The organism is Streptomyces sp. NPDC017095 (genome assembly GCF_044332325.1).
GTDB lineage: Bacteria > Actinomycetota > Actinomycetes > Streptomycetales > Streptomycetaceae > Streptomyces.
In genome coordinates this window covers 344,017-367,945 of sequence record NZ_JBIROU010000006.1, presented here as the reverse complement: position 1 = coordinate 367,945, position 23,929 = coordinate 344,017, and the positions used below count along the sequence as shown (strand labels likewise).

The following is a 23,929-nucleotide window of genomic DNA, read 5'->3' as shown; positions in this document are numbered from 1 at the left end:
AGGACGGCCGGCGCCCAGGAGAGAGGAGCGAAGCCGTGCCGAACAGTCCTCTGCTGGACCGGACCGTCGTGGTGACCGGTGCCGCACGCGGCGTCGGCGCCGCCCTCGCCCGGGAAGTCGCCCGGCGCGGGGCACGGCCGGCGCTCGTCGGACACGAGGAGGAACGGCTGGCGGACCTGGCCGCGCGCCTGCCCGGACCGGCCCTCGCCGTCGAGGCGGACGTGACCGACCTGCCGGCCCTGGAACGGGCCGCGCGGGAGATACGCCGCCGTCTCGGCACGCCGTCCGTCGTGATCGCCAACGCCGGGATCGCGCAGGGCGGCCTGTTCACCGCCACGGACCCCGCTGAGTGGCGCCGGGTCGTCGACGTCAACCTCACGGGCAGCGCCCAGACCGCCCGGGTCTTCCTGCCCGACCTGCGGGCCACGGCCGGCTACTACCTGCAGATCGCCTCCCTCGCCTCCCTCGGCGCGGCCCCGCTGATGAGCGCCTACTGCGCCTCCAAGGCGGGCGTGGAGGCGTTCGCGCACGCGCTGCGCCCCGAGGTCGCCGGCCACGGCGTCGCCGTGGGCATCGCCTATCTGAACTGGACCGACACCGACATGGTGCGCGACGCCGACGAGTACGCCGTCCTGCGCGAACTGCGCGGGCACATGCCGGGCCCGGCCCGGCGGGTGTACGGCGCCGAGGAGGTCGCCGCGCGGATCGTGCGCGGCCTGGAGCACCGGCGCACGGCCGTGTACGCCCCGCCGTGGCTGCGGCTGGTCCAGCCGGTGCGGGCCGTCCTGCCCCCGCTGGTCCTGCGCCGCGCCCGCCGCTCCCTGTCCCGCCTGGAAGCCGAGGGAGCGCTCCGCCCGACCGGCCCGCTCGGGGCCGGCGGCGAGGCCGACCGGGCGGCGAGCCGGCCCGCCCGCTGAACCGGCCCGGCACCACGATCCGCGCAGCCCGAGGACGGCGCCCATGCAGACGTTCCTGCCCGACCCCGACTTCCGGCGCTCCGCCCTGCTGCTGGACCGGCGCAGACTGGGCAAACAGCGCGTCGAGGCGCTCCAGGTGCTGCGCGGACTGACCGTTCCCGGCTACGGCTGGCGCAGGCACCCGGCGGTGCGGATGTGGCACGGTTACGAAGAGGCCCTGGTCCGCTACGGCCTGGAGATCTGCCGGGTGTGGCGGGAGCGGGGACACCAGGACAGCTGTGCCGCGTCCCTGGTCGCCGGATACGCCGGCTGCCGCCCCGGCGCCCCCGTGCGCGACCAGGCCGGGCTGGCCGCCGCAGCCGAGCTGCCGCCGTGGCTCGGGGACGCCGCCTTCCACCGCAGCCACCAGTCCGCGCTGGTCCGCAAGGACCGGGAGACCTACGCCGAGCTGTTCCCCGGCGTCCCCGACGACCTGCCGTACGTGTGGCCACCCTCGGACCGGGAGGGCCCGGCCGCATGACCGCGCGCGGCGTGGGCACCCGGGCGGACCCAGGAGCGGAGCGGAGGACGCCATGACCGGACACACCGGCGAGCCCTACGACCGGGCCCGCGACGAAGAGGAGCCCGGGGCGCACTCGGGCAGTGAGAGCCAGGCCCGCGAGCGGACGGTCCCGGGCACGGCGAGCGCGCGGGAGGGCTACCAGCCCGGGAGCGGCACGTCGGCCGGTGAACCGCTGCGCGGAGTCGGCGCGGAGGAACGCCGGCAGGCCGCTGCGGACGCCGGAACCGACGACGACCGGCCGCGGGGCGGTGAGGAAGGGGACCCCGGCCGGTAGCCGTCGGGAACGCACGCGGGACGGGCGCCGGGACGCGGACGGCGTGCGGCCACGCCGAACGGCTGTCGCGCGGCCACGCCGTACGGCCGTCGCCGGGCTCTACGGCCCGTCCTGCGCCGGACGCCGTACGACCAGGCCGCTCACCTCGAAGGTCATCTCGGTCGTCTCCGGCGCGGGCGGCGGGTGGTAGCGCCCGGCGCAGACCGAGAGGTTGACGATGAGGTAGGCGTGCCACCGGCGCCCCACGCCCCGCCGGTCCGCGAAGACCTGTGTGCCGTTCAGCCACCACACCACCGAGCGGCGCCCGAACTCGGTGCGCAGGTGCACCCAGGCGCCCGGCTGGACGGCGTCGTCGCGCAGGTACCGGTTGGCGTGGCGCACGTGGTTGGTGAACTCCAGCAGGTCCGGGTTGTCCGGGTGGTACTCGAAGACGTCGATCTCCTGGCCGCCGTCCCGCCAGGTCCAGATGGCCGGCCACGCCCCGGTCTCCGTGGGCAGCCGCACCCGTGCCTGAAGCACGTCGCCCGTCTCCAGGGTGAAGCCTTCGTCGCTGCCCTCGGTGGTCAGCAGACCGGTGTTCCAGTCGCCGTCCGGCCGGCGGGTGGCCCGGAAGACACCCGAGCGGCTGTGGTCGGCGTCGGCTACCAGATAGTCCAGCTTGTCGTCGTCCGGATTGACCGGGCCGTCGTCCGGATAGGCCGACGAGCGGCCCGCGACCCACTGCGCGGTGGAGCCGAAGTCGGCTGTGAACACGGTGTCGGTCGGGGGCGGGTCACGAGGAGCGGGCACGTGGGCGCCCGTGGTCGGTTCGTTCATGCCCGGTATTTCACCGGCGACGGACCGGACATGCGTCCGGGCCCGCTCACCTCGGCGAGTCTTACCCGTGTGAGTGAACAACGCGGTCCCGGAAGGGGAGCAGGGGGCCGTGGCAGGCCGCGCCCCGCCCTCAGCGCGCGACGCGGTGCCTCCTGCCGCCCCGGCGGAAGCGCATCGCGGCGTAGACGAGATCGAGGACGAGCACGACGGCTCCGATGACCAGCAGGTAGAACAGGCCGTGGACGGCGAATCCGATGATGCCCAGGACGACGGCGGCGAGGATCAGCAGCAGGAACACGATCATCGGCTTCTCCCTGGATCTCCCGGTGGTGCGGTGGGTCAGCGGCGGCCCAGACGCCGCTCGCCGCCGGCGCCCGGTGCGTACGGCAGCTCGTAGTGGGCGAAGACGGCCGGCTCCTCGGCGGCCGGCAGTTCGCCGTCGGTGTCGATCGACGGCGCCTTCTTGACCTGGTCCTTGCCGTAGGCGACCTTCAGGTAGCCCGGACCGACCCGGGCACCGTCGAGGGGGACGAAGGCCAGACGGCGACGGGTGGGCAGGCCCATGGTCACGGTGGCGAAGAACGGCTGGTCGGTGGCGGTGTCCACGTAGACGGACTCCAGCACGCCGATCTTGTGACCGTCCGTGTCGACGACGTCGTGATTGCGCCACTCGCGGATATCGGATGCCTCGAACATCGGAACCTCCTGTGCAGGGAGTACCCCTTCACGGCCCGGGGATGTCCGCTTGCGGCATGAAGTGCCCGGAAGGCGTACCGGACCGGGGCCGGCCGCTCGCCGCGCGCGACGCGCCGCCGGCCCCTCCGCCCCGGCCGGGGAGGATCAGGTCAGGGGCACGCCTTGAAGAACTCGATCAGCGCCTCGCTCACCTCGTCCGGGCGCTCCTGCTGGGTCCAGTGGCCGCAGCCCGCCAGCTTCACGGGCGGCCGCCACAGGCTGGGCATCAGCTTCGGGAGGCGCTCGATGAGTTCCGGAGTGCCGGGAAAGGCGGGGACCACGTCACGGTCGCCGTAGACGTACAGGGCCGGCCGGGTGACGACGGCGCCGTGCCAGGGAGCGGTCAGCTCCCAGTTGCGGTCCAGGTTGCGGTACCAGTTGAGGGCCCCGGTGAAGCCCTGGGCGAAGCTCTCGGTGAGCGCGTCGAGATCCTCCTCGGTGAACCACTCCGGCAGCACCTCGGGATCCGGCATGGTGGCGAGCCAGCCGCGCTCGGGATCGACCAGGGGCTGCAGGCCGGAACCGGCGCCGGGAGCGTCACCGGACGCCGTGTAGAAGAACTTGCGCAGCGCGGTACGGGTGTCCGCGGCGAACTCGGCGTCGGCGACACCGGGGCGGTCGAAGTAGTTCCAGTAGAAACGGCCGCCGAACATCTCGTCCATGGCGCGCAGCGGCGGACGCGTCCCCCGGAACGGCGGCGGCACGCTCAGACCGGCCACCCCGCGCACCATGTCCGGCCGCAGCAGCGCGGTGTGCCAGGCGACCGGCGCGCCCCAGTCGTGCCCGACGACGTACGCCTGCTCCTCGCCCAGCGCCTGGATCAGCCCGACGACGTCGCCGACCAGATGGAGGATGGTGTACGCGTCCACGGCCTCCGGGTGGTCGCTGCGCCCGTAGCCGCGCTGGTCGGGCGCGACCACCCGGAAGCCCGCCTCGGCCAGCGGGCCGAACTGGCGGTGCCAGGAGTGCCACGACTCGGGGAAGCCGTGCAGGAGTACCACCAGCGGGCCGTCGCCCTGCTCGGCGATGTGCAGCCGTACGCCGTTCACGTCCACCATGCGATGTTCGACCATGGGCACGAGGGTACGCGCCGTGATCCGCGGGCGGCGGCGCACGGTCCGGTGGCGGCCGGCTCCCCGGGCTCCGCGCCGCCGTGGGCGGCGACGGCTTGCCCAGGGCCGCCGGCCGGCCTCCCTGACCGCGGCGCCCGGTCCCACCGGCCGGTCAGACCCGCTGCCACAGCGCCGGTGTGTTCGGCGGCTCCCAGCCCGGCTGCGCCTGGTGCGTCTGCAGGCAGCGGTAGGTGGAACCGCCGTACGTCACCGTGGCGCCCGCCTGGTAGACGGTGCCGGCCGCCCAGGTGCCGCCGGGGTCGCCCGGGCCACCGGGGTCCTCCGGACCGCCGGGGCCGGTCCCGGTCGTGGCCAGGGTGAGGCCGTAGGACTGGAGGATCGGGTTGATCGGCTGGAAGTACGTCGTCCCGCCGCTCGTGCAGTTGCCCGAACCGCCCGAGGTGACGCCCTGCGCCTGGCTGCCCGAGATGAACGAGCCGCCCGAGTCGCCCGGTTCGGCGCACACCGACGTCCGGGTGACGCCGCTGACGGTGCCCTCCTGGTACGTCACGCTGGAGTTGAGCTGCTGCACCGTGCCGCAGTGCCAGCCCGTGGTGGAACCGGAGCGGCACACGGAGGAGCCCACCGTCGCCTGTGTGGAGCCCGCGACCTGGGCGCTGGAGCCGTTGACGTACGGCGTCGCGGTCCAGCTCGCGTTGGCCGCCACCCACGCCATGTCGTTGCCGGGGAAGACGGACGCCTGGAAGGTGCCCTGCGCCACCTGGTTGGAACCGGTGGTGGTGCTGCCGGCCCGCCCGCAGTGCCCGGCCGTGGCGAAGCCCTGCTGGGTGCCCCGGGTCACCGGGAAACCGATCGAGCAGCGGCTGCTGTTGCCGATGTAGTACGCGTCGCCGCCGCGCAGGTCGTACAGCGGCCGGGGGTGTTCGGCCGACTTCACGATCCGGGCGAGGGAGGCGTCGACGTGCGCCGCCGCGAGCAGGGAGCGGGCCGCGGCGGGCCGCAGTGCCTCCACCACCAGCGTGTTGGTGCGCACGTCGGTGTACCAGACCGGGGTGTCGGCGGTGGCGTGGTGGGCCGCGGCGCGGTCCACGCGCGCCTTGGCGGCGTCCAGCGCGGCCAGGGAGTGGTCCACGACGACCACGCGGGCGCCCCGCGCCCGGATCGCCGGCGCGTCGGCCGGGTCCGTCGTGGCCACGGTCAGCGTCTCCGACTCCGGACCGCTCACCCAGGCGCCGGCGAAGTCCGCGCCCAGCGCGGCCCGCAGCCGGCCGGCGCCGGCCCCCGCCTCGGCCTCGTTGGCGAGCCGGTGCTCCGCCTGGCGCCGGTCCAGACCGAGGTCCCGCTGGAGCGCGCCGAGGAGCGCGGGCGGCGCCGCGTCGGTGCGGAGCGTCCCGGCCGCCGTCGGCGGGGCGGGCGGGACGGCGGCCTGGGCGCTCGCGGAGCCGCTGAGCCCGGCCACGAGCAGGGCGCCCGCCGCCGCGGTGGCGGCGCACGCGGCTCTGAGGTGTCGTTGGAGCATGCGGAGGTCTCCTCGGATTCGGTGGGGTGCCGAAACCGTAGGGAGATCCCGCCCCGGCCCGTAAGACGTCGGCCGACCCCCTGCCCCCGTGTTATGGCCCCGGCCCGTGCGCCGGTGGGTCAGGACGCGAGACCGGCGCGGCGGCGGACCGCGGTCTGCGGTTCCGCGCGCCGCGCGAGCCAGCGCGCGTAGCTGTCGCTGCGGGCCGCCGCGCCGGCGTGCGCCGTGCGGGCCTGGGCCAGCACCGTCGCCGCGGTCTCCGCCCGCTGCCCGGCCGGATGCCAGCCCAGCAGGTGCCGCCACACCAGCGGCGTCCCGGCCAGCGGACGGGTGGTGAGCCCGGGCGTCGGCGGGAAGGTGGCCCGGCACAGGCCCACCGCCCGGCCCACCTGCACCAGATGGACGCAGGACGCGGTGTCCGTCTCGTACATGCGCCGGGGCGTGAAACCGGCCCGGGCGCAGGCCACGGTGAAACAGTCCCCGAAACAGCCGTCGCCCGGGACGCACGCCCACTCCTCGTCCGCGAGCGCGGTCAGGTCCACCTCCCGGCCACGGGCGAGCGGATGGCCGTCGGGCAGCATCACGAAGACCGGGTCGACGGCGATCTGCTCCCAGACCAGTTGCGGCGCGTCGGGCGGCGCGGCGGAGCCGCAGACGCCGGCCAGCGCGAAGTCCAGGCGCCCTTCCGCCAGCAGTTCCGCGAGTTCCCGCTCCGACCAGGACGTGCAGGTGGTCACCGTGGTGTCCGGCACGGCGTCCGCGAGCCGGTCCACCAGCGCGCCCAGCAGCGGCCCGTGCGTGCCGCCGAGCCGCAGCCGCAGCCCGTCGCGCCGGGTACGCGCGAACCGGGCCGCCTCCCGCTGGAGTTCGCTGACCGCGGGCAGCACGATCCGGGCGCGCTCCAGGACCAGCTCACCGAGAGCGGTGGCCCGCACGCCGTAGCGCCCGCGCTCGAACAAGGCACCGCCCAGGGCCCGTTCGATGCGCCTGAGCTGCGCGCTCAGCGCCGGCTGGGCGAGGCCGAGCGCGGTCGCCGCCTTGGTCAGACTGCCCGCTTCCGCGATGGTTCGGATGGTCTTGAGATGCCGCAACTCCAGCTCCATGAGGGGAGCTTGCGGTGCGGGCGGGCCCGGGGCAAGGGGTTGGTACGGACCAGTGGGAGCGGGGAGGTGCCGAAGGCGCTGTTCCCCGGCGTCCCCGGCCCGTGGCAGGGTCACCGACGAGATTGGTCTGTACCTGACCCGCGCCCGTACGGCACCGACGAGCGACCCGGCAGGTCGCAGAGAGGGGAGCACGACCGATGCGCAGCACCACCGTGTTACCGGGAACCCACGGCGCGCCGCCCGCGGCCGGCGACGTGCCCCTGCACCGCCTGGAGGTGACCGGGCCGGGGGCCGTGCCGTTCGCCGCCGGCTCCTTCGAGACCGTGGGACCGCTGTCCCGCTGGGACCGGCCGCACCGGCACACGTTCTACGAGATCGTCCACGTCAGCGCCGGCTCCGGCACCCACGTCGTCGACCTCGCCCGCTGGCCGCTGCGGCCGCCGCACCTGGCGGTGATCCTGCCCGGCCAGGTGCACCACTGGGAGGGCGGCCGGGGGCCCGAGGGCACCCTCGTGCTCTTCACCGACGACTTCCTGGTGGACCACCCGGGCGACCGCGAGGTGCTGCGGGAACTCGGCGAGCGCTGCTGGTTCGGCCTCGACCCCGAGCAGGACCGGTCCATGCGGCGGCTGATCTCCGAACTCGTCGCGGAGTACCGGCAGCGGGCTCCCGGGCACGAGAGCGTCCTGCGCTCGCTGCTCCACGTGCTCGTCGTACGCGCCGCCCGGCTGCCGGGCCGTACCGCCGCCGGCCGCGACCCGCGCGCCCAGGGCCGGCCGGCCGCCGTGGCCGAGGCGTTCGCCCGGCTGGTCTCCCGCCCCGAGGCGGCGGGCTGGTCCGTACGGCAGTGCGCCGACCGGCTGGGCGTGACGCCCCACTACCTCACCCAGGCCGTACGGACCGCGACCGGCAGGCCGCCCGGACGGCTCCTCATCGAGGCGCGCGCCTGCCAGGCGCAGCGGTTGCTCGCCCACACCGAGCTGTCGGTGCGGCAGATAGCCGCCCGCACCGGATTCACCGACCCCGCCTACTTCAGCCGGTTCTTCCGGCGGGAGACCGGCACCAGTCCGGGCGACTTCCGAAAACACCACAGCCGCCCTCATCAGTCCCTCGCGGCCCCGCCGGCCCGCGCCTAGGTTCGTTGCCGATCCGCCCCCACAGGAGGAGGAGACATGGACGGAGCAGGTACCCACGGCGCCGACGGCGACGGCACGCAGGCGCGGGACGACTCGGGCACGCCCCGGCTCGTCGGACGCAAGACGGTGCTGCGCGCGGCACTCGCGGCCACCGCCGCGATCCCGCTCGCCCTGACCGGCGGCCCCGCCCTCGCCCGCACCCTGGCCGCGAGCGGCACGGCGCCCGAACTCACCCCGTCGTGCGACGACGGCGACGACCCCACCCCGGAACAGATCGAGGGACCCTATTTCAAGCCCAACTCACCGCAGCGCACCAGCCTCCTGGAGCCGGGCCTGCCCGGCACCCGGCTCACCGTGACCGGCTATGTCTTCGGCCGGGCCTGCCAGCCGCTGGCCGGCGTCCTGCTGGACTTCTGGCAGGCCGACGGCAACGGCGCCTACGACAACACCGGGTTCCGGCTGCGCGGCCACCAGTTCACCGACTCGCGCGGCTCCTACGCGCTCACCACGATCGTGCCGGGTCTCTACCCGGGCCGCACCCGCCATCTCCACGTCAAGGTGCAGGCCCCCAACCGGCCCGTCCTGACCACGCAGTTGTACTTCCCGAACGAGCCCCGCAACAACACCGACACCATCTTCGACCCACGGCTGCTGATGACCGTGCGCGACGGCAGCGGCGGCCGGGAGGCGGCGTTCGACTTCGTCCTCGACGTGGCGCAGGGTCCGGGCCCCGGGCCCGGTCCCACACCGCCCGGCGGCACCTGGGCGGCGGGCACGGCCTACCGGGCGGGCGACCAGGTCACGTACGGCGGGCGCGGCTACGTCTGCCTCCAGCCGCACACGGCCCAGCCGGGCTGGGAGCCGCCGGTCGTGCCCGCTCTGTGGCGGGCCGGCTGAGCGGCTGTCACCCGGGCGCCGCGCCGGCTTCGAGGGGGGACCGGCGCGGCGCCAGCCCGCGCCCTGGCACGGCCGGCCGTTCCGCTGACGAGCCCGTGGCCCGCGGCGAGCGGCCGGCCGAGGAGGTCGAGGGGACTCTTGGGCAGTCCGGCCATGTCCGCGTACGTGGCGGTGAGCGCTACGCGGCGGCTCAGCGCGATGTACGCGTCACTGGCTCCGGGCTTCAACAGGCCCCGGGAGAACTTGACGGCCTGGGCGGTCATGAACACGCCGTCGTCGGTCCTCTTCCGCTCCTTTGACCGCCAGCGTGCCCGGCTCGAACCGCCGGGCGGGCCAGGCTACTTCAGCCGCTTGGCGACCGCCTTGACGAGGTCGGTGCGGGCGACCTTGAGGGCGAAGTGCCGGGGGGAGCCGGGAAGCGGGCGGGCGTACCAGGGCAGGGCCAGGCGGCGCCACTTGGCGGGGGGCAGGTCCGCGGGCAGCGCGGGCAGCGGTGAGGTCCACCGTCCGAGCCGCAGCTCCGCCGTCCAGACCCCGGCCCGGAGGGTGCCGACCGGCACGCGGACGCGGAAGGCGCCGTCGGCGGAGACCTCACGGACCGCGCAGGCGACCGTGGCGCCGGTGCCGTCCGTCAGGGCCAGCACGAGCGAGTCCGCCGGGTACGCGGCCACTTGCAGCCGCCCGCTGACGCACAGCTCGGCGGGCGAGCCGTCGGCCCAGCGGACGTCCTCGACGCGCAGCAGCGGCCGTACCTTGTGCTTGATCTCGCCGAGGTCCACCGTGAAGTTGCCGTACGGCTTGGTGGTGTAGAGCGTGACGGCCCGCGGGTCCTCGCCGTCGCCGAGGACGAGGGTGACGGGAGCGCCCGGGACGTTCTCGGCGCGCTTGCTGCCGATCCGGACCTCCTTGCGCAGCCCCTGGGCGCCGACCGCGAGGGAGATGTCCCACAGCCCGTCGGCGAGCGGCTTGCCGTCCGCGGCGGTGGAGAGGTCGACGGCGGCCTCGAACCCGGCGAGGTCGTACGCGTACCGGCCCTCGTCCTGGTCCGCGCCGAGTCCCGGCGTCGGCGTGTGCGTCACGGGCAGCCGGTACTCGGCCTTGCTGTCGCGCTCGCGCAGGACCAGCTCGGTGCCCACCTCGCGGGTCTCCACGCGGTGCAGATAGGCGTGTCCGGCCAGGTGGAGCGTGCCGCCGTCCAGCTCGGCGCGGGTGACGCGGTGGCGGACGCCCAACTGCGCGGTAACGTCGTAGCACTCGTCGGGGACCGCGCGCTCGGGGTCGCGCAGGAACGGGTAGCGGGCGAGCGCCCGGCCGTCCTCGATCAGGAGCGGGGTGGCGACCTTGGTGCGGGCCAGCTGCCTCTCGAACGCCACGAGCTCCAGCACCTCGTCCAGCATCCGGTGGCGCACGAGGTGCAGCCGCAGCCGGGCCATGGCCGAGAGCTGGGCGTTCATGCCCTCGTGCCACAGCGGCTCGATGATCTCCGCGAGCCGGTCCAGCGTCTTGTGCTGGGTCTCACGGGGCTCGTAGGCGAGGTGGCCGGCGAGCATCTGCTGGACTTCCACGGTCAGGTGCCGGTGCGCGAGGTGGTCGCGGCCCGGGCCGGGCGGCACGTTCTCCAGGATCAGGTCGACCATGCGCGGCAGGAACCTGAGGCGCCGCTGCGAGCCCTTGAGCCGGCGGGTGATGTTGCCGTCGTCGTCGCGCTGCACCCAGAACAGGCAGTCGTAGTCGGCGACCACGGAGATGCCCGAGGCGTGCAGATAGGCGGCGCCGACGAACAACTGGTCCTCGCCGATGGCCAGGTCGGTCGGGAAACGCAGCCGGTGCCGCTCCAGCAGGTCGCGGCGGAACAGCTTCATCGGGTTGAGCGTCCAGTAGACGCGGGAGGAGAACACGTCCGTGCGCGGCTGGTTGCGCTGGAACATCGACGTGGGCGCGCCGCGCCCGCCGACGCCGACCATCTTGCCGAGGACGACGTCGGTGCCGTTCTCCTCGGCCATGCGCACCATGCGTTCCAGGGCCTCGGGGCCGAGGTGGTCGTCGGCGTCCAGGAAGAACACGAACGTGCCGGTGGCGTGGTCGAGACCGGCGTTGCGCGGGGCGGACGGGCCGCCGGAGTTCTCCTGGTGGAAGACGCGCAGCAGCTCCGGGTACAGGCCCTGGAGGCGGTCCAGCTCGGCGGCGGTGCCGTCCGTGGAGCCGTCGTTCACGACGATCACTTCGAGCCGGTCACGGCCGATGCTCTGGTCCGCGACGGAGGTGATGCAGCGTGTGAGGTACGGCATCGCGTTGTACGCGGCAATGATGACCGAAACAGTGGCGCCGGGCATGAATGTGCACTCCAAAAATACCGGGCAACCCCAATCCATGGAGTGTTCCGGTCTCTCCCATGGAAGCCTTTTACGCACGGGGAGCTTCTAGGTTGCGGTGAACATATCATGGACACCGGGTGTCGGGGGAATGGCTGCCTGGTCAGGGGCCTAGGAGGCCGGGAGACCGCGGGGCGGGATGCCACAGCTCGGAGGGTCGCTGCTCGGAGCGTCGCCGGCCGGTGTGCCGCCGGTCGGCTCGTGCGCGGGGAGTTCCGTGTGGCCCTCGGACCAGTGGTTGACCCAGCCGCAGTTGCCGCAGGCGTATCTGCCGTTCACTCCGGAGATCTCCGTGCCGCACCGGCCGCAGCCCGTCGTCGTGATCTCCTGGCCTTCGAGGAACGCCGCCGCGGAGGCCGCGGTCCGCGCGTCCGTCGCCGGCGTGGTCCCTTTCCGCGTCCCAGTCACACCACCGAGCCTAACCGCGCGGACGGCACGGCGGCGGAACCCGGCGCCGGGAGCACGCGTCACGGTGCGTACCGGCAGTGTTGCGGGCGGACAGCGGTACGGACCGCGGGCTGCGTGCCCGTGGTCCGTACCGTGGCGACGGGGCCGGCCTGGGGAACCGGGCCCTGTCGTCGCGCGGGCTCAGCCCGCCTTGTTCAGCTCTGCCTTGTCCAGCCGGGCGAGGGCCTTGGTGAGGCCGTTGGCCCAGAGCTGGTTGACCCGGGAACGCTCGGTGGTGTTCGGGTAGCGGTTGGTGCAGGACGGGCCGGGGCCGCCGCCCGACATCAGCTCGCTGCACGGACCGCTGTAGTGGTCGGGCAGGCCGAGCACGTGACCGGTCTCGTGGGCGGTGACGCGGATGGAGTCGTACTGCTGGTTCTGCGCGTAGTCCAGGAAGATGTAGCCCCGGCCGTGGCCGTCGGTGGAGGCGTAGGACCCGCGCGAGTCGTTGCCCTCGTAGTAGGTGAAGTCGGCGCTGCCGGTGGTCGCCTGGAGCTTGACGTTCGACACGGAGCTGTTCCAGATCGAGGCGGAACTCGATATCTGGGAGCGGAAGCTGGGAGCCTGGGAGGCGTTGTAGTAGACGGTCACCGCCTTCAGGGAGGGCTGGTCGGCCTGCCGCTCGGCGACCGAGTTCAGTACGGCGTCGAAGAACGCCTTGGTGTCGGCGCTCTCGGTGGTGCCGACGTAGCCGACGGTGGCGGTGCGGGCGGGTGCGGCGGTGGTGTCCTGGGCGCTCACCGGGCTCGCGGTGCCGAGCGCGGCCGCGGCCAGCCCGAGGCCGAGCGCCGCGGTCAGCAGTCTTCCGGAGGTCTTCGATCCGACGCTGGTTCGGAACGACGCCATGGGGGGCTCCTTCTCGTCCTGTGGGGTTGAACGATCGGTCGCCAGTGAGTCTCGGGCAGCCTGAGGCGGAGGGGGATGATGGCATCTGGGGATAGCGCCGGGCTATCAGCGGCCGACTCGTCCCCTTTCATTGGAACTTGAACATCTGGTGTCGCCTTCCCTGCCGCCCTACGCTCCCTTCATGGAATTCGAGGTGAGGCACCTGCGCGTTCTCTGCGCCATCGCGGACACCGGCAGTCTGCACAAAGCGGCACGGGAACTCGGCCTGGCGCAGCCCTCGTTGAGCGCTCAGCTCCGGCGGATCGAGCGAGCGCTCGGCGCCCAGCTCTTCGTGCGCGCCCGGACCGGCTGCCGGCCCACCCCGCTGGGTCTTGCGGTGCTGAGCCGGGCCCGGCCGCTGCTGGCGGAGTTCGGGGCGATCGTCACCGAGACCAGGGCGGCGGCCGCCCGTGCCGCCGGCGGGTTCCAGCTACGCCTCGGCGCCACGGCGAGCAGGGCCATACCGGGCTGGCTGCGGCTGCTCAGGGCACGCCGTCCCGGGATCGAGCCGACGCTCCAGATGAGCGTGTCCGCCAACGCCCTGCTGGGCATGGTCGCCGCCGGCCGGCTCGACATGGCCTTCGTGCACGAGGTCGAGGGCACTCCGCTGCGCGTCCCGCCCGGTCTGTGCCTGCGGGTACTGGTCGAGCGGGAACCGCAGTTCGTCACGCTGGCCGCGGACCATCCGGCGGCGCCACGGCGGGAGGTGCGCCTCGCCGACCTGGCCGGCGACCGCTGGATGGTCGACTCCACGGTCGACGGGGAATGGGACGCGCTGTGCCGGGTGCTGCGCGCGGCGGGCCTGAACTCCGAGATGCTGCACGGCGATTACCTCACCGCCTACTCGCTGGCCGCGACCGGCGAGGTGGTCACGGTGAGCCAGCCGACCGCCCACCCCCGTCCCGATCTCGCGATCCGCCCGCTGGAGGGCGACCCGATCGGGGTACGGCTGCTGGCGGCGGCCCGCACCGAGGAGGAACTCGACCTCGCCTACCCGGAGTTGGAGGAGGCGTACTGGGCGGTGGCGCACGAGGCGCCGGCCTACCGGGAGTGGCTCGTGCGCGCGCGTGCCTGCGGTGCGCCGGACCCCGCCGCCCGGCAGCGCGAGCCGTGCCCGGGCAAGCACCCGGCGGGCCACCGGCACGAGCACCGCACCGCGCGCACGGCACCGGAGCCGCGCCAGCGCCCGGTGGCGGTCGACCTGGGAACGGGATAGGGCCCCGCCGGGCGGACGCGGAGGTGCGCGGACCGGCGGCGGCTCACGCGGCCGTGTGGCCGTGCAGGTAGGGACTGATGTGCCGCGGGTCCCGGGTGCAGGGCACGACGGCGTGCAGCACCTCCAGGGTGCGTTCGATGATGTCGGTACGGTCGTTGACGACCCAGGACAGGTGCTGGGCGCCGAAGAACGCGGAGACCAGGACCCGGGCCAGGGCGTCGGGGGGCGTCTCGTGCGCCAGGTCGCCCGTGGCCCGCGCGCTGTGGAGCCAGGCGGATATCAGGGTGGTGTACTCGTCGAACGGCACGGGGAGTTCGGCGTCGATCAGGCCTCTCTCGATCTCCAGTCGCGCCCCGGCCTTCATCAGCGGCTCGTCGCGCAGCGCGGCGGCGGTGCGCAGCAGCAGTTCCGCCACGGAGGCCACGGGAGGCAGGGCCAGCCGGGCGACGGCGTCGGAGATGGCGGGCAGACGGGTGTAGAACTCGGCGGTGACGGCGAGGGCCAGGTTCTCCTTGTTGGCGTAGTGAAAATAGACGGCACCCTTGGTCATTCCGGAGAGTTCGGCCACGTCATGCATGGTTACGGCCGGGTAACCCCGTTCGGCGAACGCACGAGCGGCGGCAAGCAGGATTTTGTCCCGGGACCGTACCGCGCGTTCTTGTTTGAGTTCTTTGGACGGCGTGGACGGGGTGTGGCCCGGGTTGTGGTTGCGGGGAAGTTTCACGAAGGCCTCCCGTGCCTCGTACTGGTGATCAACGACGCGTCGCCTTGGCGTGCCTCCAGAGCAAACCTTCTCAAAAAACGGTGGGCACCGGCGGCGGCCCTACGCCCGCGACCGTCTCGATACGGGACCGGGAAGGTGTGCGGGCGGGACACGGAGCGCCGCGCGCGGAGCCTGCGGCGGCTGTGACGCGGTAACGGACGGCCATCAGTGTGAACCCCGTACTCCCAGGTGGCGGAAAACCGTCCTATGCATACCGGAACGAGCCTCCCGGGAAAAGGGCGGCGGCGCTCCGCACGGCGCATCGGCCGGCGAGGTGGGCGCGTAAGGGCGAGGGCGGCCGGACTGCATACGGGAAGGTCACGTCCGGCCCGGGCCGGATCGGGGCCCGGCGCCGGGCCCCGCGGACCCGCGTGGTCCGGACGGCTCTCGCTAAGCCTGCCGGCATGGCTCGGGCCGGCGCTCGCGCCGGGCGGGAAGGGCCGGCTGTCCGGCGCCCAGGGCCTGACACCAGGTCGTGCACAGCAGTTCGCCGAAGCGGTCCATGCGGCATTCGGGCGTCGAGTAGTAGACGCCGAACATCAGCGCGAGCAGCAGGGTGGCCAGCCGTTCGGGCTCCGCGGTCGCGAGCGGCTGGTCCTGCTGCCGGGCCTCGGCCATCAGGTTCACGACGCTGCCGCACAGGTCGTGCGCCACCCGCGGCAGCCGGCCGTGGGCGCGCGCGTCCTCGCTCACGAGGTGGAAACCGGCACGGAAACGCGGATCCGACTGCAGCCGTTCGGCCAGGCCGGCGGCCAGGAGGCCCAGTTTCTCCACCGGTGACGCATCGGCTTGTTCGGCCTGCCGCAGCACGTCCCGCCAGGTGTGCTCGAAGGGTCCGGTCAGCGCCTCGGCCAGCAGCCGCTTCGACGCGAAGTGCGCGTACAAGGCGCCCTTCGTCATCTGGACTTCTTGGGCGACACGATGGAGATTCGCCCCCGCATAACCGTGCCGGACGAACTCGGCTGCCGCTGAGTCCAGCAGTAACTCGTGAGTTCTGCGTGCTCTGTCTTGCTTGACCACGGTGCCCCTTCGTACTCCAGGAAAGATCCAGGAACCACCCCCAGGAAATCCTTTCTTAACGTCGTGGTGGCTCACAAGCGAAGTCGACCGAGCTGTCCGAAACCGACACAGGTTCCCTCCGGTTGTATAGGACTGGGTCTTGTCCAGGTAAAGCAGGACCCGCTCGCTGGCCGGATATCGCTGTTCCCCTGCGGCCCCGGCGCCCGCGCCCGCACACCACCGTCCGGACGGCCGGAGCGACCGCCGGACCACGTGCACGACGGCCCGGCCGCCCCGCGTTCCCCGGCTTCCACGGACACGGCGGCCCCTTGCCGCGCACCTGCCTGCCGGTCCGTTCCCGCAGGTCGCCGGGGGAGGTTGGAAAGTCGTCAACCGGTCTCAAGAATTTGACGTTTGAGAAGGTATTTTGTCTCGGGGTTGATTGCGCATATGCACCGTGAACCACACCATCGACCGGTGCGCACGATGCGAGGGGGAGAGGTTTCAACATGCCGTCGGGCACCTTAGGCGCAACTTCGATCGACACCTATGAGTTCCGGGCCTTCGCCGAGGAGGTCTTCGAACCGCTCCAGCGCGCGGACCAGCGCCGCTGGGCTCATGCGTATCTCGGTGCCCTGCTGAGTGTGCCGGGCAAGAAGACGCTGCAACGGCTGGCGAAGGAGGTCTCGCCCGCACCCGCCGCCGCCCACGGGCTGCAGCAGTTCATCAACGCCAGTCCCTGGGACTGGGGCCCGGTCCGGCGCAGCCTGGCGCGGACCGTGGTCTCCCAGGGGATGCCCCGCGCCTGCACCGTGGCCGAACTCACCATTCCCAAACGGGGCGTGCACTCCGTGGGCGTGCACCGCCGCTTCGACGCGGAACTGGGACGTACCGTCAACTGCCAGCGCGCGATGGGCCTCTTCCTGGCCGTCGAGGGCGGCTGCGTACCGGTGAACTGGAGTCTGCTGCTGGAGGAGTCCTGGTGCGCGGACAAGGAACGCCGGGCGCGGGCCCGCATCCCGGCGTCCGTCACGGCCCGCCCCGCCTGGAAGCACATCCTGGACTTCGCCGCCGACATGGCGGTGAACCCCGGCCTCACGGGCATTCCCTGGGTGCTCGACCTGCGCCGGACCCCGGACGCCAGAGCCGTCGTTGAGGGACTGGCCCGGCGCGGGCTGGACTTCGTCTGCGAGGTCGGCGCGGCCGAACCCGTCCTGCCGGCCTCCGCCGTGGCCTCCGCCGCCGGCCTCGGCGAGCTGATGGCGCGCAGCCCGGTGCGTCAGCCACAGGTCGTGATGCGCCAGGCGGCCACGGGCCGGCTGGAACGGCTCACCGTCCACCTCGGGGACATCCGGCTGCCCGGCCGGGCGGGAGAACAGTCCGGCGGACAGCGGGTCTACCGGGCCCTGGCGCGCCCCACCGGCGTCGGCCGGCAGGGCGCACGCTACTGGATCACCAGTCTGACCGACTGGCGGGCGGAGGAGGTGCTCGCCCTGACCCGCCACGCCGCCGCCGAGTCGGCCGTCCGTGACCTCGGCCTGTTCGGCGTACAGGACTTCGAGGGCCGGTCCTTTCCCGGCTGGCACCATCACATGACGATGGCGTCCGCCGCCCACGCCTTCGCCCGCCTGCACGCGCAGCGCCGCGCGCCGGCCCTCGCCGCAGCCCACAGCGTCTGCGCCTGACGGGCGACGCGGACGGCCCCGAACCGCCCTGCGACTTCCGCAAGTCGAGGTTGCTCCCGGCAACGGCCAGCGCCAAGAATCGCCGTGGATCCGGGCGTCACAGCCCCGCCTTCCCGGACCATCCCGTTGTTCGATCCCACCATCCGCCTCCTTGCGTACCTTTCGGTACGTAAGTTGTAGTACTGACGAATGGAGACTGTCGTGAGTACAGCCGGCGCCGCAGGCGACATATTCCGCCCGCCGCCCTCCGGGCAGACCCAGGACTGGCTGACGCGCGTGGAGAAGCTCGCGCCGGTCATCGAGGAGAACCGCGAGCGTGCCGAACGCGACCGGGTCACCCCCCGCCCCGTGTTCGAGGCGCTGCGCGACGCGCGCATCCCGCGGATGTGGGTGTCCAGGCAGTTCGGCGGCGAACAACTGTCCATCGAGACCGGCTCGGCCGTCATCCAGGCCCTCGCCCGGCTCGACGCCTCCATCGCCTGGCAGATGGGTGTCCAGGGCGCCATCGGACGGCTGTCGGACTACCTGCCGGAGAGCACGGCGCGCACCCTCTTCCAGGACAGCGACGGCCTGGTGGTGGGCGGCGTCAACCCGTCCGGCCATGCCGAGGCGGTCGAGGGCGGCTATGTGCTGAGCGGCGAGTGGGCCTTCGCCAGCGGCTCGGCCCACGCCGACTGGCTCGTGTGCGCCGCCCACGTCACCGACGGCGGCACGGTCCGCCGCACCGCCGCCGGCCCGGCCCTGCGCATGCTGTTCATACCGCGCTCGGACGCCGACATCCGCGACACCTGGTACACCGTCGGCCTGCGCGGCACCGGCAGCAACCACTACCACGTGGACCAGGTGTACGTGCCCGAGGAGTTCACCGTCGACGGCGCGGACATGCACCGCCCGCCCGCCGACCGCCCGGCCCGGGCGTACCCGATCGGCTACTACGACTTCGGTCCCTTCACCTCCGCCTCCACCGCCCTCGGCGTGGCCCAGGACGCCGTCGCCGACTTCAAGGCGCTGGCCGCCCGCAAGACCGCCACCGGCGCCTCGAGCAGCCTGGCCACCAGCCACACGGTCCAGGAGAAACTGGCCCGGGCACAGGCGGAGGTGCACATCGCGGAGACCCTGCTCGCCCACGCCGCGGCACAGGCGACCGCCCACGGCACCGACGGCGGTGACGCGCTGACCGCGCTGGTCCGGCTGACCGCCGCGACCGTCGCCGAGAAGGCCGTGGCCGCGGTGGACTCCCTGTTCACCCTGGCCGGGGCCACCTCCGTGTACGCGACCAGCCGGCTGGAACGCTGCTTCCGCGACGTCCACTCGGCCACGAAGCACATCACGCTCTCCCCGATGCACTTCGAGACCGTCGGGCAGTACCTGCTCGGCGGAGACCTCGTGATGCGGCGCTGACGGACCCGCCGCAGCTCAGCCGGCCACGGGCGCCCCGGCGCCCGGCCGGCCCCCCGGACCCGCACGACCGACCGACCTCACGCCCCACCACATGACGAGGACTGACTCATGCAGACGATGAAGGCCGTGCAACTCCTCGCCCCGCGCAAGACGGTGCTGGCCGACCTCCCCGTCCCGTCCACTCCGGCGGACGGACTGCTGATGAAGACACGCTGCGTGTCGATCTGCTCCACCGACATCTCCTTCTTCGAAGGCCACCTCTTCCCCTCCGAGTACCCGGTGATCCTCGGGCACGAGTACCTCGGCGAGATCATCGACATCGGCCCCGAGTTCGACCAGAAGGGCGCCGGCGTCGAGGTCGGCGACCGGATCGTGTACTGGGGCCAGACGGACTTCGGCGGCTTCGCCGAGTACCGCACCGTCCGGCCGATCTTCTCCGGCCAGGTCAAGGAGGACGTGTTCCGCGCCGACCGCGACTTCAACGACGACCACCACGCCGCCGCCGTGAAGATCCCGCAGGACATGAGCGACCTCGAAGCCTCCTTCATCGAGCCGGTGACCGGCGCCCTGCGCTCGGTGCTGTCCAACCCGCCGCGGATCGGCGACCGGGTCCTCATCATGGGCACCGGACCGATCGGCGTCATCGCAGGCAGCATCATCCGGCGGCTCCTGGCGCCCAACTCCGTGGTCTCGGTGGACTCCAACCCGGCGCGCAACGCCTTCGCGGAAGAACAGTTCTCCCAGCGGGCCTACCTGCCCGACGAACTGATCGAGACGGTCGACGACGGCACCTTCGACTACGTCTTCGACGCCCTGCCCACCGTCAAGGTCGACGACGAGACCAAGGACCCGCGGCGCGTCGCCATGCGCAAACTCAAGGCCGGCGGCCGCTACGTCCTCTACGGCGCCTCGCAGGAGATGCAGAAGTTCGACACCTGGCTGATGCTCGCCAAGGGCATCACCATCCGCTCCGCGCCCTTCGACGTGACCAGCTTCCCCATGCACAAGACCGCCAACGTCATAGCCTCCGCCATGCAGATGCTGCGCTCGGGCGTGGTGGACGGCCGGGCCCTGCTGTCGACCGTGCACCGGTTCGACGACTACGACGGACTGGTGGACATCTTCGAGAACTACCGCTCCACCACCGACCTCAAGACCATCGTCGACTTCCGCAGATGAGACCACAGCCCATGGACGCGGCCGAGGCGACACCCGGCCCCCAGGGGACCGCGGCCGGCGCGGGGCTCGTCGTGGTGGCCAACCGGCTGCCCGTGAGCCTGGAGACGGACGGCACCGACGGCGGCCGGCGCTGGCGCCGCAGCCCCGGCGGCCTGGTGAACGCGCTGGAGCCGTTCCTGCGCACGCACCGGGGTGCCTGGGTGGGCTGGACCGGCACCGCGGCGGATGACACCACCCCGGCCCACGCCTGGCACCACGACGAACTCCTGCTCTATCCGGTCGCGTTGACCGCCGACGAGGTCGACGGCTTCTACGAGGGCTTCTCCAACGCGACCCTGTGGCCGCTCTACCACGACGTGATCATGCCGCCCCGCTACCGCCGTAGCTGGTGGGACGCCTACGTCCACGTCAACCGCAAGTTCGCCCAGGCCACCGCGGACATCAGCGGCCACGGCGCCACCGTCTGGGTGCAGGACTACCAGTTGCAGCTGGTGCCGGCGATGCTCCGGCAACTGCGGCCCGACCTGCGGATCGGCTTCTTCCTGCACATCCCGTTCCCCCCTGTCGAGCTGTTCATGCAGGTGCCCTGGCGCACCGAACTGGTCCGGGGCCTGCTGGGCGCCGACCTGATCGGCTTCCACCGGCCGGGCGGAGCCCGCAACTTCCAGTGGCTGGCCCGACGGCTGGCCGGGGTGCGGGTGGAACGGGCCGTATCGGACGTCGGCGACGACCCCGGGCTCCTCAGCGTCGCGGAGCCCACCGCCCGCCGGGGCGTGAAGGTGGGGGCGTTCCCCATCTCCATCGACGCGGCCGGACTCGACCGGCTGGCCCGGCGCGCGGACGTCCGCACCCGGGCGGAACAGATCCGCGCGGAACTCGGCAACCCCCGCAAGATCGTGCTGGGCGTCGACCGGCTCGACTACACCAAGGGCATCGACATCCGGCTGCGCGCGCTGCACGAACTGCTCACCGAGGGCCGGGTCAGCGCGGACTCGACCACGATGGTGCAGATCGCCACGCCCAGCCGGGAGCGTGTCGAGCACTACCTGCGCATGCGCGAGGACATCGAACGCACCGTGGGCCGCATCAACGGCGAGTTCGGCCGGGTCGGCCGCCCGGCCGTGCACTACCTGCACACCTCGGTCGGCCGCGAGGAACTCGCCGCCCTGTACCGCGCGGCCGACGTCATGCTCGTCACCCCGCTGCGCGACGGGATGAACCTCGTCGCCAAGGAGTACGTCGCCTGCCGCTACGACCTGCAAGGCGCCCTCGTGCTCAGCGAGTTCGCCGGCGCCGCGGCGGAACTGACCAGCGCCTACCAGGTCAATCCCTACCATCTGGAGGAGGTGAAGTCGGGCCTGGAACAGGCCCTGTCCGTCACGCCGGACGAGGCGGGACGCCGGATGAGCGCGCTGCGCGAGCAGGTCCTCACCCATGACGTGGGCCACTGGGCCCAGTCCTTCCTGAGCGCGCTCGGAGACCGCCCACCGGCCGAGGAGCCGGTCAGACGAACGGCTTGACCGGCCGAGCGCCTCGCCGGACGGCCGCCTCGCCGGGCGGCCGTAGTCCGGCAGGACGGCCGCCACCCGGCACGATGGCCGCCCCCGGCAGGACAACCGCCCCTGGCAGGACGGGTCGTAGTCCGGCAGGACGGTCGTGGTCCGGCCACGGACGCACCGGCGGCACCGGGTGCTCCGGACGCACCGAGTCGCTTCGCGGTGCACGTTTCCGGCGGTCCGGTCCCGGACACACGGTCCCGGCCCGGACCGCCGTGCCGTCCGCGCCGGACGGTCCTGCCCGGGGCCGTCCGGCGCCGGGCCGCCCGTGCCGGGCCTCGTCAGCCGGCGCCGCCCAGCCGACGGCGCTTTCCCCTCCCGCCCCGGCCCGCCCACGCCCCACACACGAACGAACGGATGACACCGCATGCCTGTCGACCGCCTCGCCTTCACCCGGACCATGTCCCGCGTCCCCGCCCCCGTCACCGTGACCACCACGGCCGACGCGTCCGGGCGGCGCTGGGGCTTCACCGGGAGTTCCTTCTGCTCGCTGTCCCTCGATCCGCCGCTCGTGCTCATCTGCCTGGACAAGGGCGCGAGCACGCACGGCGCCTTCACCTCGGCCCCGCACTTCCTGGTCAACGTCCTCGCCCACGACCAGGCCGACGTCGCCCTGCGCTTCGCCACCTCCGGTGTGGACCGCTTCGCCGCCGACGACATGACACCCTGCGAACTCGGCCTGCCCGGGCTGCCGGAGGCGGCGGCCCGGATCGTCTGCGCCACCCACGAGATCCTGGACGGCGGCGACCACAGCATCCTCGTCGGCCGGGTCGAGGAGATCCACGCGGGCGACCGGGCCCCGCTCGTCTACAGCGACCGTGCGTTCGGCCGGCCCGTCCCCAACGACCAGATGGCCGCGACGGGATGACCCGGACGACGGCGGCACTGCGGCTCGCGGTACTGGGCACCGACCATGTGCACCTGCCGGACTACCTGGAGGTGGTGGCCCGCGACCCACGGGTCACGCTGTCCGCCGTCTACAGCGAGCAGCGGTCGCCGGTGGCCGGCGTACGGCCCGTACAGGACCCGGCCGAGGCGCTGGCCGGCGCCGACGCGGCCGTGATCGCCTCCACCACGGCGCAGCACGGCACCCTGCTGCGCCGGGTCGTCGAGGCCGGTGTCCCGGCGCTGACCGAGAAACCGCTGGCGGCCTCCGCCGGTGAGACCGGCCGGCTGGCGACGCTGCTGGCCGGCGCCGAACAGCCGGTCACCACCGCGATGTTCCTCCGCTGCGCGCCCGAACTCCGGGAGGTGCGCGCCAGGCTGGCCGACCGTTCCCTGGGCGAACTGGCCGGCGTGCACCTGCGGTTCACCCACCCGGGCCTGCTCGACGGCGTGTTCACCGGGCCCGCCGCCTGGATGCTGGCCGAGCGGCACGGGGCGGCGGGCGCCTTCGCCGACCTCGCGGTGCACCTCGTGGATCTGCTGGTGTGGCTGGACCCCTCGGCCCGTCTGCGGGTGCACGGCGCCGCGTACCTCGGCCGGGCCGGTACCGGACTGAACGTGGGCGGGGCGGCCGTCCTGTCCTGGGGCGGCGTACCGGTGACGCTCCAGGCGGGCTGGGTGTCCCGTCCGGGCGGGATGGAGCTGCGCATCGAGGGCTCGCACGCCGGCGTGACGGTTCAGCCGCGGCTGCGGGCCGGCGCCGCGCTGGAGGCCTTCCTCGGCCAGCTGAGGGGCGACCTCCGGTGGGAGCCGCCGACGGTCCGGGAGATCGTGCGCACCGCCCGCGTCCTGGACGCCGTCGACCGGGCGGCGCGCGGAGCCGGCACGAGCGCGCGGCCGGAATGAGAGCGACCGCGCTGCCTTTTCCGGAGCCTGCGGAACCCCAGGGGCTCCCCGATCACCTGCCGTGAACGGCCCGCGGACGGGGGCGTGGAGGCGCGGGTCAGGCGGGGGAGCCGGCCCGGTCGGGGGCGGAGGCGGAACCCGAGGCCATGTCGAGCGCCTCGTCGGCACGGGCTCCGGTCAGGACGGCGTCCAGGAGTCCCGGATAACGCGCGTCGAGGTCGTCGCGCCGCAGCGAGAGCAGGTTCTCCCGGCCGGAGGGATGCTGCCAGATGACACCGCTCTGGCGCAGCACACGCCAGTGATGCGTCATCGTGGACTTGGCCGTGATGCCCAGGATCCCCAGTACGCTGGTGCAGTTGTGCTCCCCGCCCGCGTCGAGGACGCGGACGACGGCGAGTCGCACGGGGCTGCCCAGTGCGGACAGGACGCTGTCGATCCGGATCTGGTCGCGGTCTGGATGGCGGCTCATATTCCCACAGTACCGCGACATACATACGTTCCCTTTGGCGGTCGTCTCCCGCCGTACGGGCCGGACCCCACGGCACAGCGGTGCCGTACGCCGCGGAGCCCCCGCGTCACCGACGTGGGGGCTCCGGCGGGCCG

Annotated in this window: 24 protein-coding genes; 12 read left to right on the top strand and 12 right to left on the bottom strand. The window is 73.1% G+C overall.

Annotation, left to right across the window (positions count from 1 at the left end; translation table 11 throughout):
* Positions 1 to 35 precede the first annotated feature (35 nt).
* From ACH4OA_RS14770 to ACH4OA_RS14760, 3 genes are read left to right on the top strand one after another with little or no spacing between them, the layout of a single operon-like run.
* Entirely contained in the window at positions 36 to 917 is an 882-nt protein-coding gene (locus ACH4OA_RS14770) for an SDR family oxidoreductase (RefSeq protein ID WP_397945332.1), read from the top strand.
* Positions 918 to 960: 43 nt separating this feature from the next.
* The gene (locus ACH4OA_RS14765) at positions 961 to 1,437 is read left to right on the top strand and encodes an MSMEG_6728 family protein (protein ID WP_365881513.1); all 477 of its coding nucleotides are present in this window, start codon (positions 961 to 963) and stop codon (positions 1,435 to 1,437) included.
* 52 nt (positions 1,438 to 1,489) lie between these two features.
* Positions 1,490 to 1,753, top strand: coding sequence for a hypothetical protein (locus ACH4OA_RS14760; RefSeq protein WP_397969281.1), 264 nt, complete (start codon positions 1,490 to 1,492; stop codon positions 1,751 to 1,753).
* Positions 1,754 to 1,852: 99 nt separating this feature from the next.
* Here ACH4OA_RS14760 and ACH4OA_RS14755 read toward each other — a convergent pair whose 3' ends face one another.
* The 6 genes from ACH4OA_RS14755 to ACH4OA_RS14730 all read right to left on the bottom strand — a co-directional run bounded on the left by ACH4OA_RS14755 (position 1,853) and on the right by ACH4OA_RS14730 (position 6,999).
* Positions 1,853 to 2,569: a beta-glucanase gene (locus ACH4OA_RS14755; RefSeq protein ID WP_397969279.1), complete on the bottom strand. Its 717-nt coding sequence runs from the start codon at positions 2,567 to 2,569 to the stop codon at positions 1,853 to 1,855.
* A gap of 130 nt (positions 2,570 to 2,699) precedes the next feature.
* A complete protein-coding gene (locus ACH4OA_RS14750) occupies positions 2,700 to 2,873 on the bottom strand; it encodes a hypothetical protein (RefSeq protein ID WP_365881519.1) in 174 nt (57 codons plus the stop codon).
* A gap of 35 nt (positions 2,874 to 2,908) precedes the next feature.
* A complete protein-coding gene (locus ACH4OA_RS14745) occupies positions 2,909 to 3,265 on the bottom strand; it encodes a PRC-barrel domain-containing protein (RefSeq protein ID WP_397936094.1) in 357 nt (118 codons plus the stop codon).
* Between the two features lie 149 nt (positions 3,266 to 3,414).
* Positions 3,415 to 4,377, bottom strand: a complete 963-nt coding sequence (locus ACH4OA_RS14740) for an alpha/beta hydrolase (protein ID WP_365941795.1) — start codon at positions 4,375 to 4,377, stop codon at positions 3,415 to 3,417.
* A 151-nt stretch (positions 4,378 to 4,528) separates the two neighbouring features.
* Positions 4,529 to 5,896: a carbohydrate-binding protein gene (locus ACH4OA_RS14735; protein ID WP_397969278.1), complete on the bottom strand. Its 1,368-nt coding sequence runs from the start codon at positions 5,894 to 5,896 to the stop codon at positions 4,529 to 4,531.
* A 119-nt stretch (positions 5,897 to 6,015) separates the two neighbouring features.
* The gene (locus tag ACH4OA_RS14730) at positions 6,016 to 6,999 is read right to left on the bottom strand and encodes a LysR family transcriptional regulator (RefSeq protein WP_397969276.1); all 984 of its coding nucleotides are present in this window, start codon (positions 6,997 to 6,999) and stop codon (positions 6,016 to 6,018) included.
* Between the two features lie 197 nt (positions 7,000 to 7,196).
* On the opposite strand from ACH4OA_RS14730, the gene ACH4OA_RS14725 reads away from it, so the two are divergent.
* Both ACH4OA_RS14725 and ACH4OA_RS14720 read left to right on the top strand, forming a co-directional pair.
* Positions 7,197 to 8,135 carry a helix-turn-helix domain-containing protein gene (locus tag ACH4OA_RS14725; RefSeq protein ID WP_397969275.1) on the top strand — a complete coding sequence of 313 codons (939 nt, stop codon included), beginning with the start codon at positions 7,197 to 7,199 and terminating at the stop codon, positions 8,133 to 8,135.
* Positions 8,136 to 8,171: 36 nt separating this feature from the next.
* Entirely contained in the window at positions 8,172 to 9,032 is an 861-nt protein-coding gene (locus ACH4OA_RS14720) for a carbohydrate-binding protein (RefSeq protein ID WP_397945327.1), read from the top strand.
* Positions 9,033 to 9,370: 338 nt separating this feature from the next.
* Here ACH4OA_RS14720 and ACH4OA_RS14715 read toward each other — a convergent pair whose 3' ends face one another.
* From ACH4OA_RS14715 to snpA, 3 genes are all read right to left on the bottom strand, one after another.
* Positions 9,371 to 11,365 (bottom strand): glycosyltransferase, encoded by a 1,995-nt coding sequence (locus tag ACH4OA_RS14715; protein WP_397969273.1) that lies wholly within the window; start codon positions 11,363 to 11,365, stop codon positions 9,371 to 9,373.
* 150 nt (positions 11,366 to 11,515) lie between these two features.
* On the bottom strand, positions 11,516 to 11,812 hold the full coding sequence (locus tag ACH4OA_RS14710; RefSeq protein WP_397969271.1) for a hypothetical protein: 297 nt from the start codon (positions 11,810 to 11,812) through the stop codon (positions 11,516 to 11,518).
* Between the two features lie 180 nt (positions 11,813 to 11,992).
* Positions 11,993 to 12,697: a snapalysin gene (gene snpA / locus ACH4OA_RS14705; RefSeq protein ID WP_397969269.1), complete on the bottom strand. Its 705-nt coding sequence runs from the start codon at positions 12,695 to 12,697 to the stop codon at positions 11,993 to 11,995.
* A gap of 181 nt (positions 12,698 to 12,878) precedes the next feature.
* On the opposite strand from snpA, the gene ACH4OA_RS14700 reads away from it, so the two are divergent.
* Entirely contained in the window at positions 12,879 to 13,952 is a 1,074-nt protein-coding gene (locus tag ACH4OA_RS14700) for a LysR substrate-binding domain-containing protein (protein WP_397969267.1), read from the top strand.
* 43 nt (positions 13,953 to 13,995) lie between these two features.
* On the opposite strand, the gene ACH4OA_RS14695 is transcribed toward ACH4OA_RS14700, so the two are convergent.
* Complete coding sequence (locus tag ACH4OA_RS14695) at positions 13,996 to 14,580, bottom strand: ScbR family autoregulator-binding transcription factor (RefSeq protein WP_397936225.1); 585 nt, start codon at positions 14,578 to 14,580, stop codon at positions 13,996 to 13,998.
* Between the two features lie 525 nt (positions 14,581 to 15,105).
* The gene (locus ACH4OA_RS14690; RefSeq protein WP_365881677.1) at positions 15,106 to 15,735 is read right to left on the bottom strand and encodes a TetR/AcrR family transcriptional regulator; all 630 of its coding nucleotides are present in this window, start codon (positions 15,733 to 15,735) and stop codon (positions 15,106 to 15,108) included.
* 488 nt (positions 15,736 to 16,223) lie between these two features.
* On the opposite strand from ACH4OA_RS14690, the gene ACH4OA_RS14685 reads away from it, so the two are divergent.
* The 6 genes from ACH4OA_RS14685 to ACH4OA_RS14660 all read left to right on the top strand — a co-directional run bounded on the left by ACH4OA_RS14685 (position 16,224) and on the right by ACH4OA_RS14660 (position 23,326).
* Entirely contained in the window at positions 16,224 to 17,399 is a 1,176-nt protein-coding gene (locus ACH4OA_RS14685) for an IS701 family transposase (RefSeq protein WP_397969266.1), read from the top strand.
* 201 nt (positions 17,400 to 17,600) lie between these two features.
* Positions 17,601 to 18,800, top strand: coding sequence for an acyl-CoA dehydrogenase family protein (locus ACH4OA_RS14680; RefSeq protein ID WP_397969264.1), 1,200 nt, complete (start codon positions 17,601 to 17,603; stop codon positions 18,798 to 18,800).
* 108 nt (positions 18,801 to 18,908) lie between these two features.
* Positions 18,909 to 19,979 (top strand): zinc-binding dehydrogenase, encoded by a 1,071-nt coding sequence (locus ACH4OA_RS14675; protein WP_397936075.1) that lies wholly within the window; start codon positions 18,909 to 18,911, stop codon positions 19,977 to 19,979.
* A complete protein-coding gene (locus ACH4OA_RS14670) occupies positions 19,976 to 21,499 on the top strand; it encodes a trehalose-6-phosphate synthase (RefSeq protein WP_397969263.1) in 1,524 nt (507 codons plus the stop codon). The genes ACH4OA_RS14675 and ACH4OA_RS14670 overlap by 4 nt, the downstream gene beginning before the upstream one ends.
* A gap of 403 nt (positions 21,500 to 21,902) precedes the next feature.
* The gene (locus ACH4OA_RS14665) at positions 21,903 to 22,403 is read left to right on the top strand and encodes a flavin reductase family protein (RefSeq protein ID WP_397936071.1); all 501 of its coding nucleotides are present in this window, start codon (positions 21,903 to 21,905) and stop codon (positions 22,401 to 22,403) included.
* Complete coding sequence (locus tag ACH4OA_RS14660; protein WP_397969262.1) at positions 22,400 to 23,326, top strand: Gfo/Idh/MocA family protein; 927 nt, start codon at positions 22,400 to 22,402, stop codon at positions 23,324 to 23,326. The genes ACH4OA_RS14665 and ACH4OA_RS14660 overlap by 4 nt, the downstream gene beginning before the upstream one ends.
* 97 nt (positions 23,327 to 23,423) lie before the next feature.
* Here ACH4OA_RS14660 and ACH4OA_RS14655 read toward each other — a convergent pair whose 3' ends face one another.
* Entirely contained in the window at positions 23,424 to 23,795 is a 372-nt protein-coding gene (locus ACH4OA_RS14655; protein ID WP_365883090.1) for a helix-turn-helix transcriptional regulator, read from the bottom strand.
* Positions 23,796 to 23,929 lie beyond the last annotated feature (134 nt).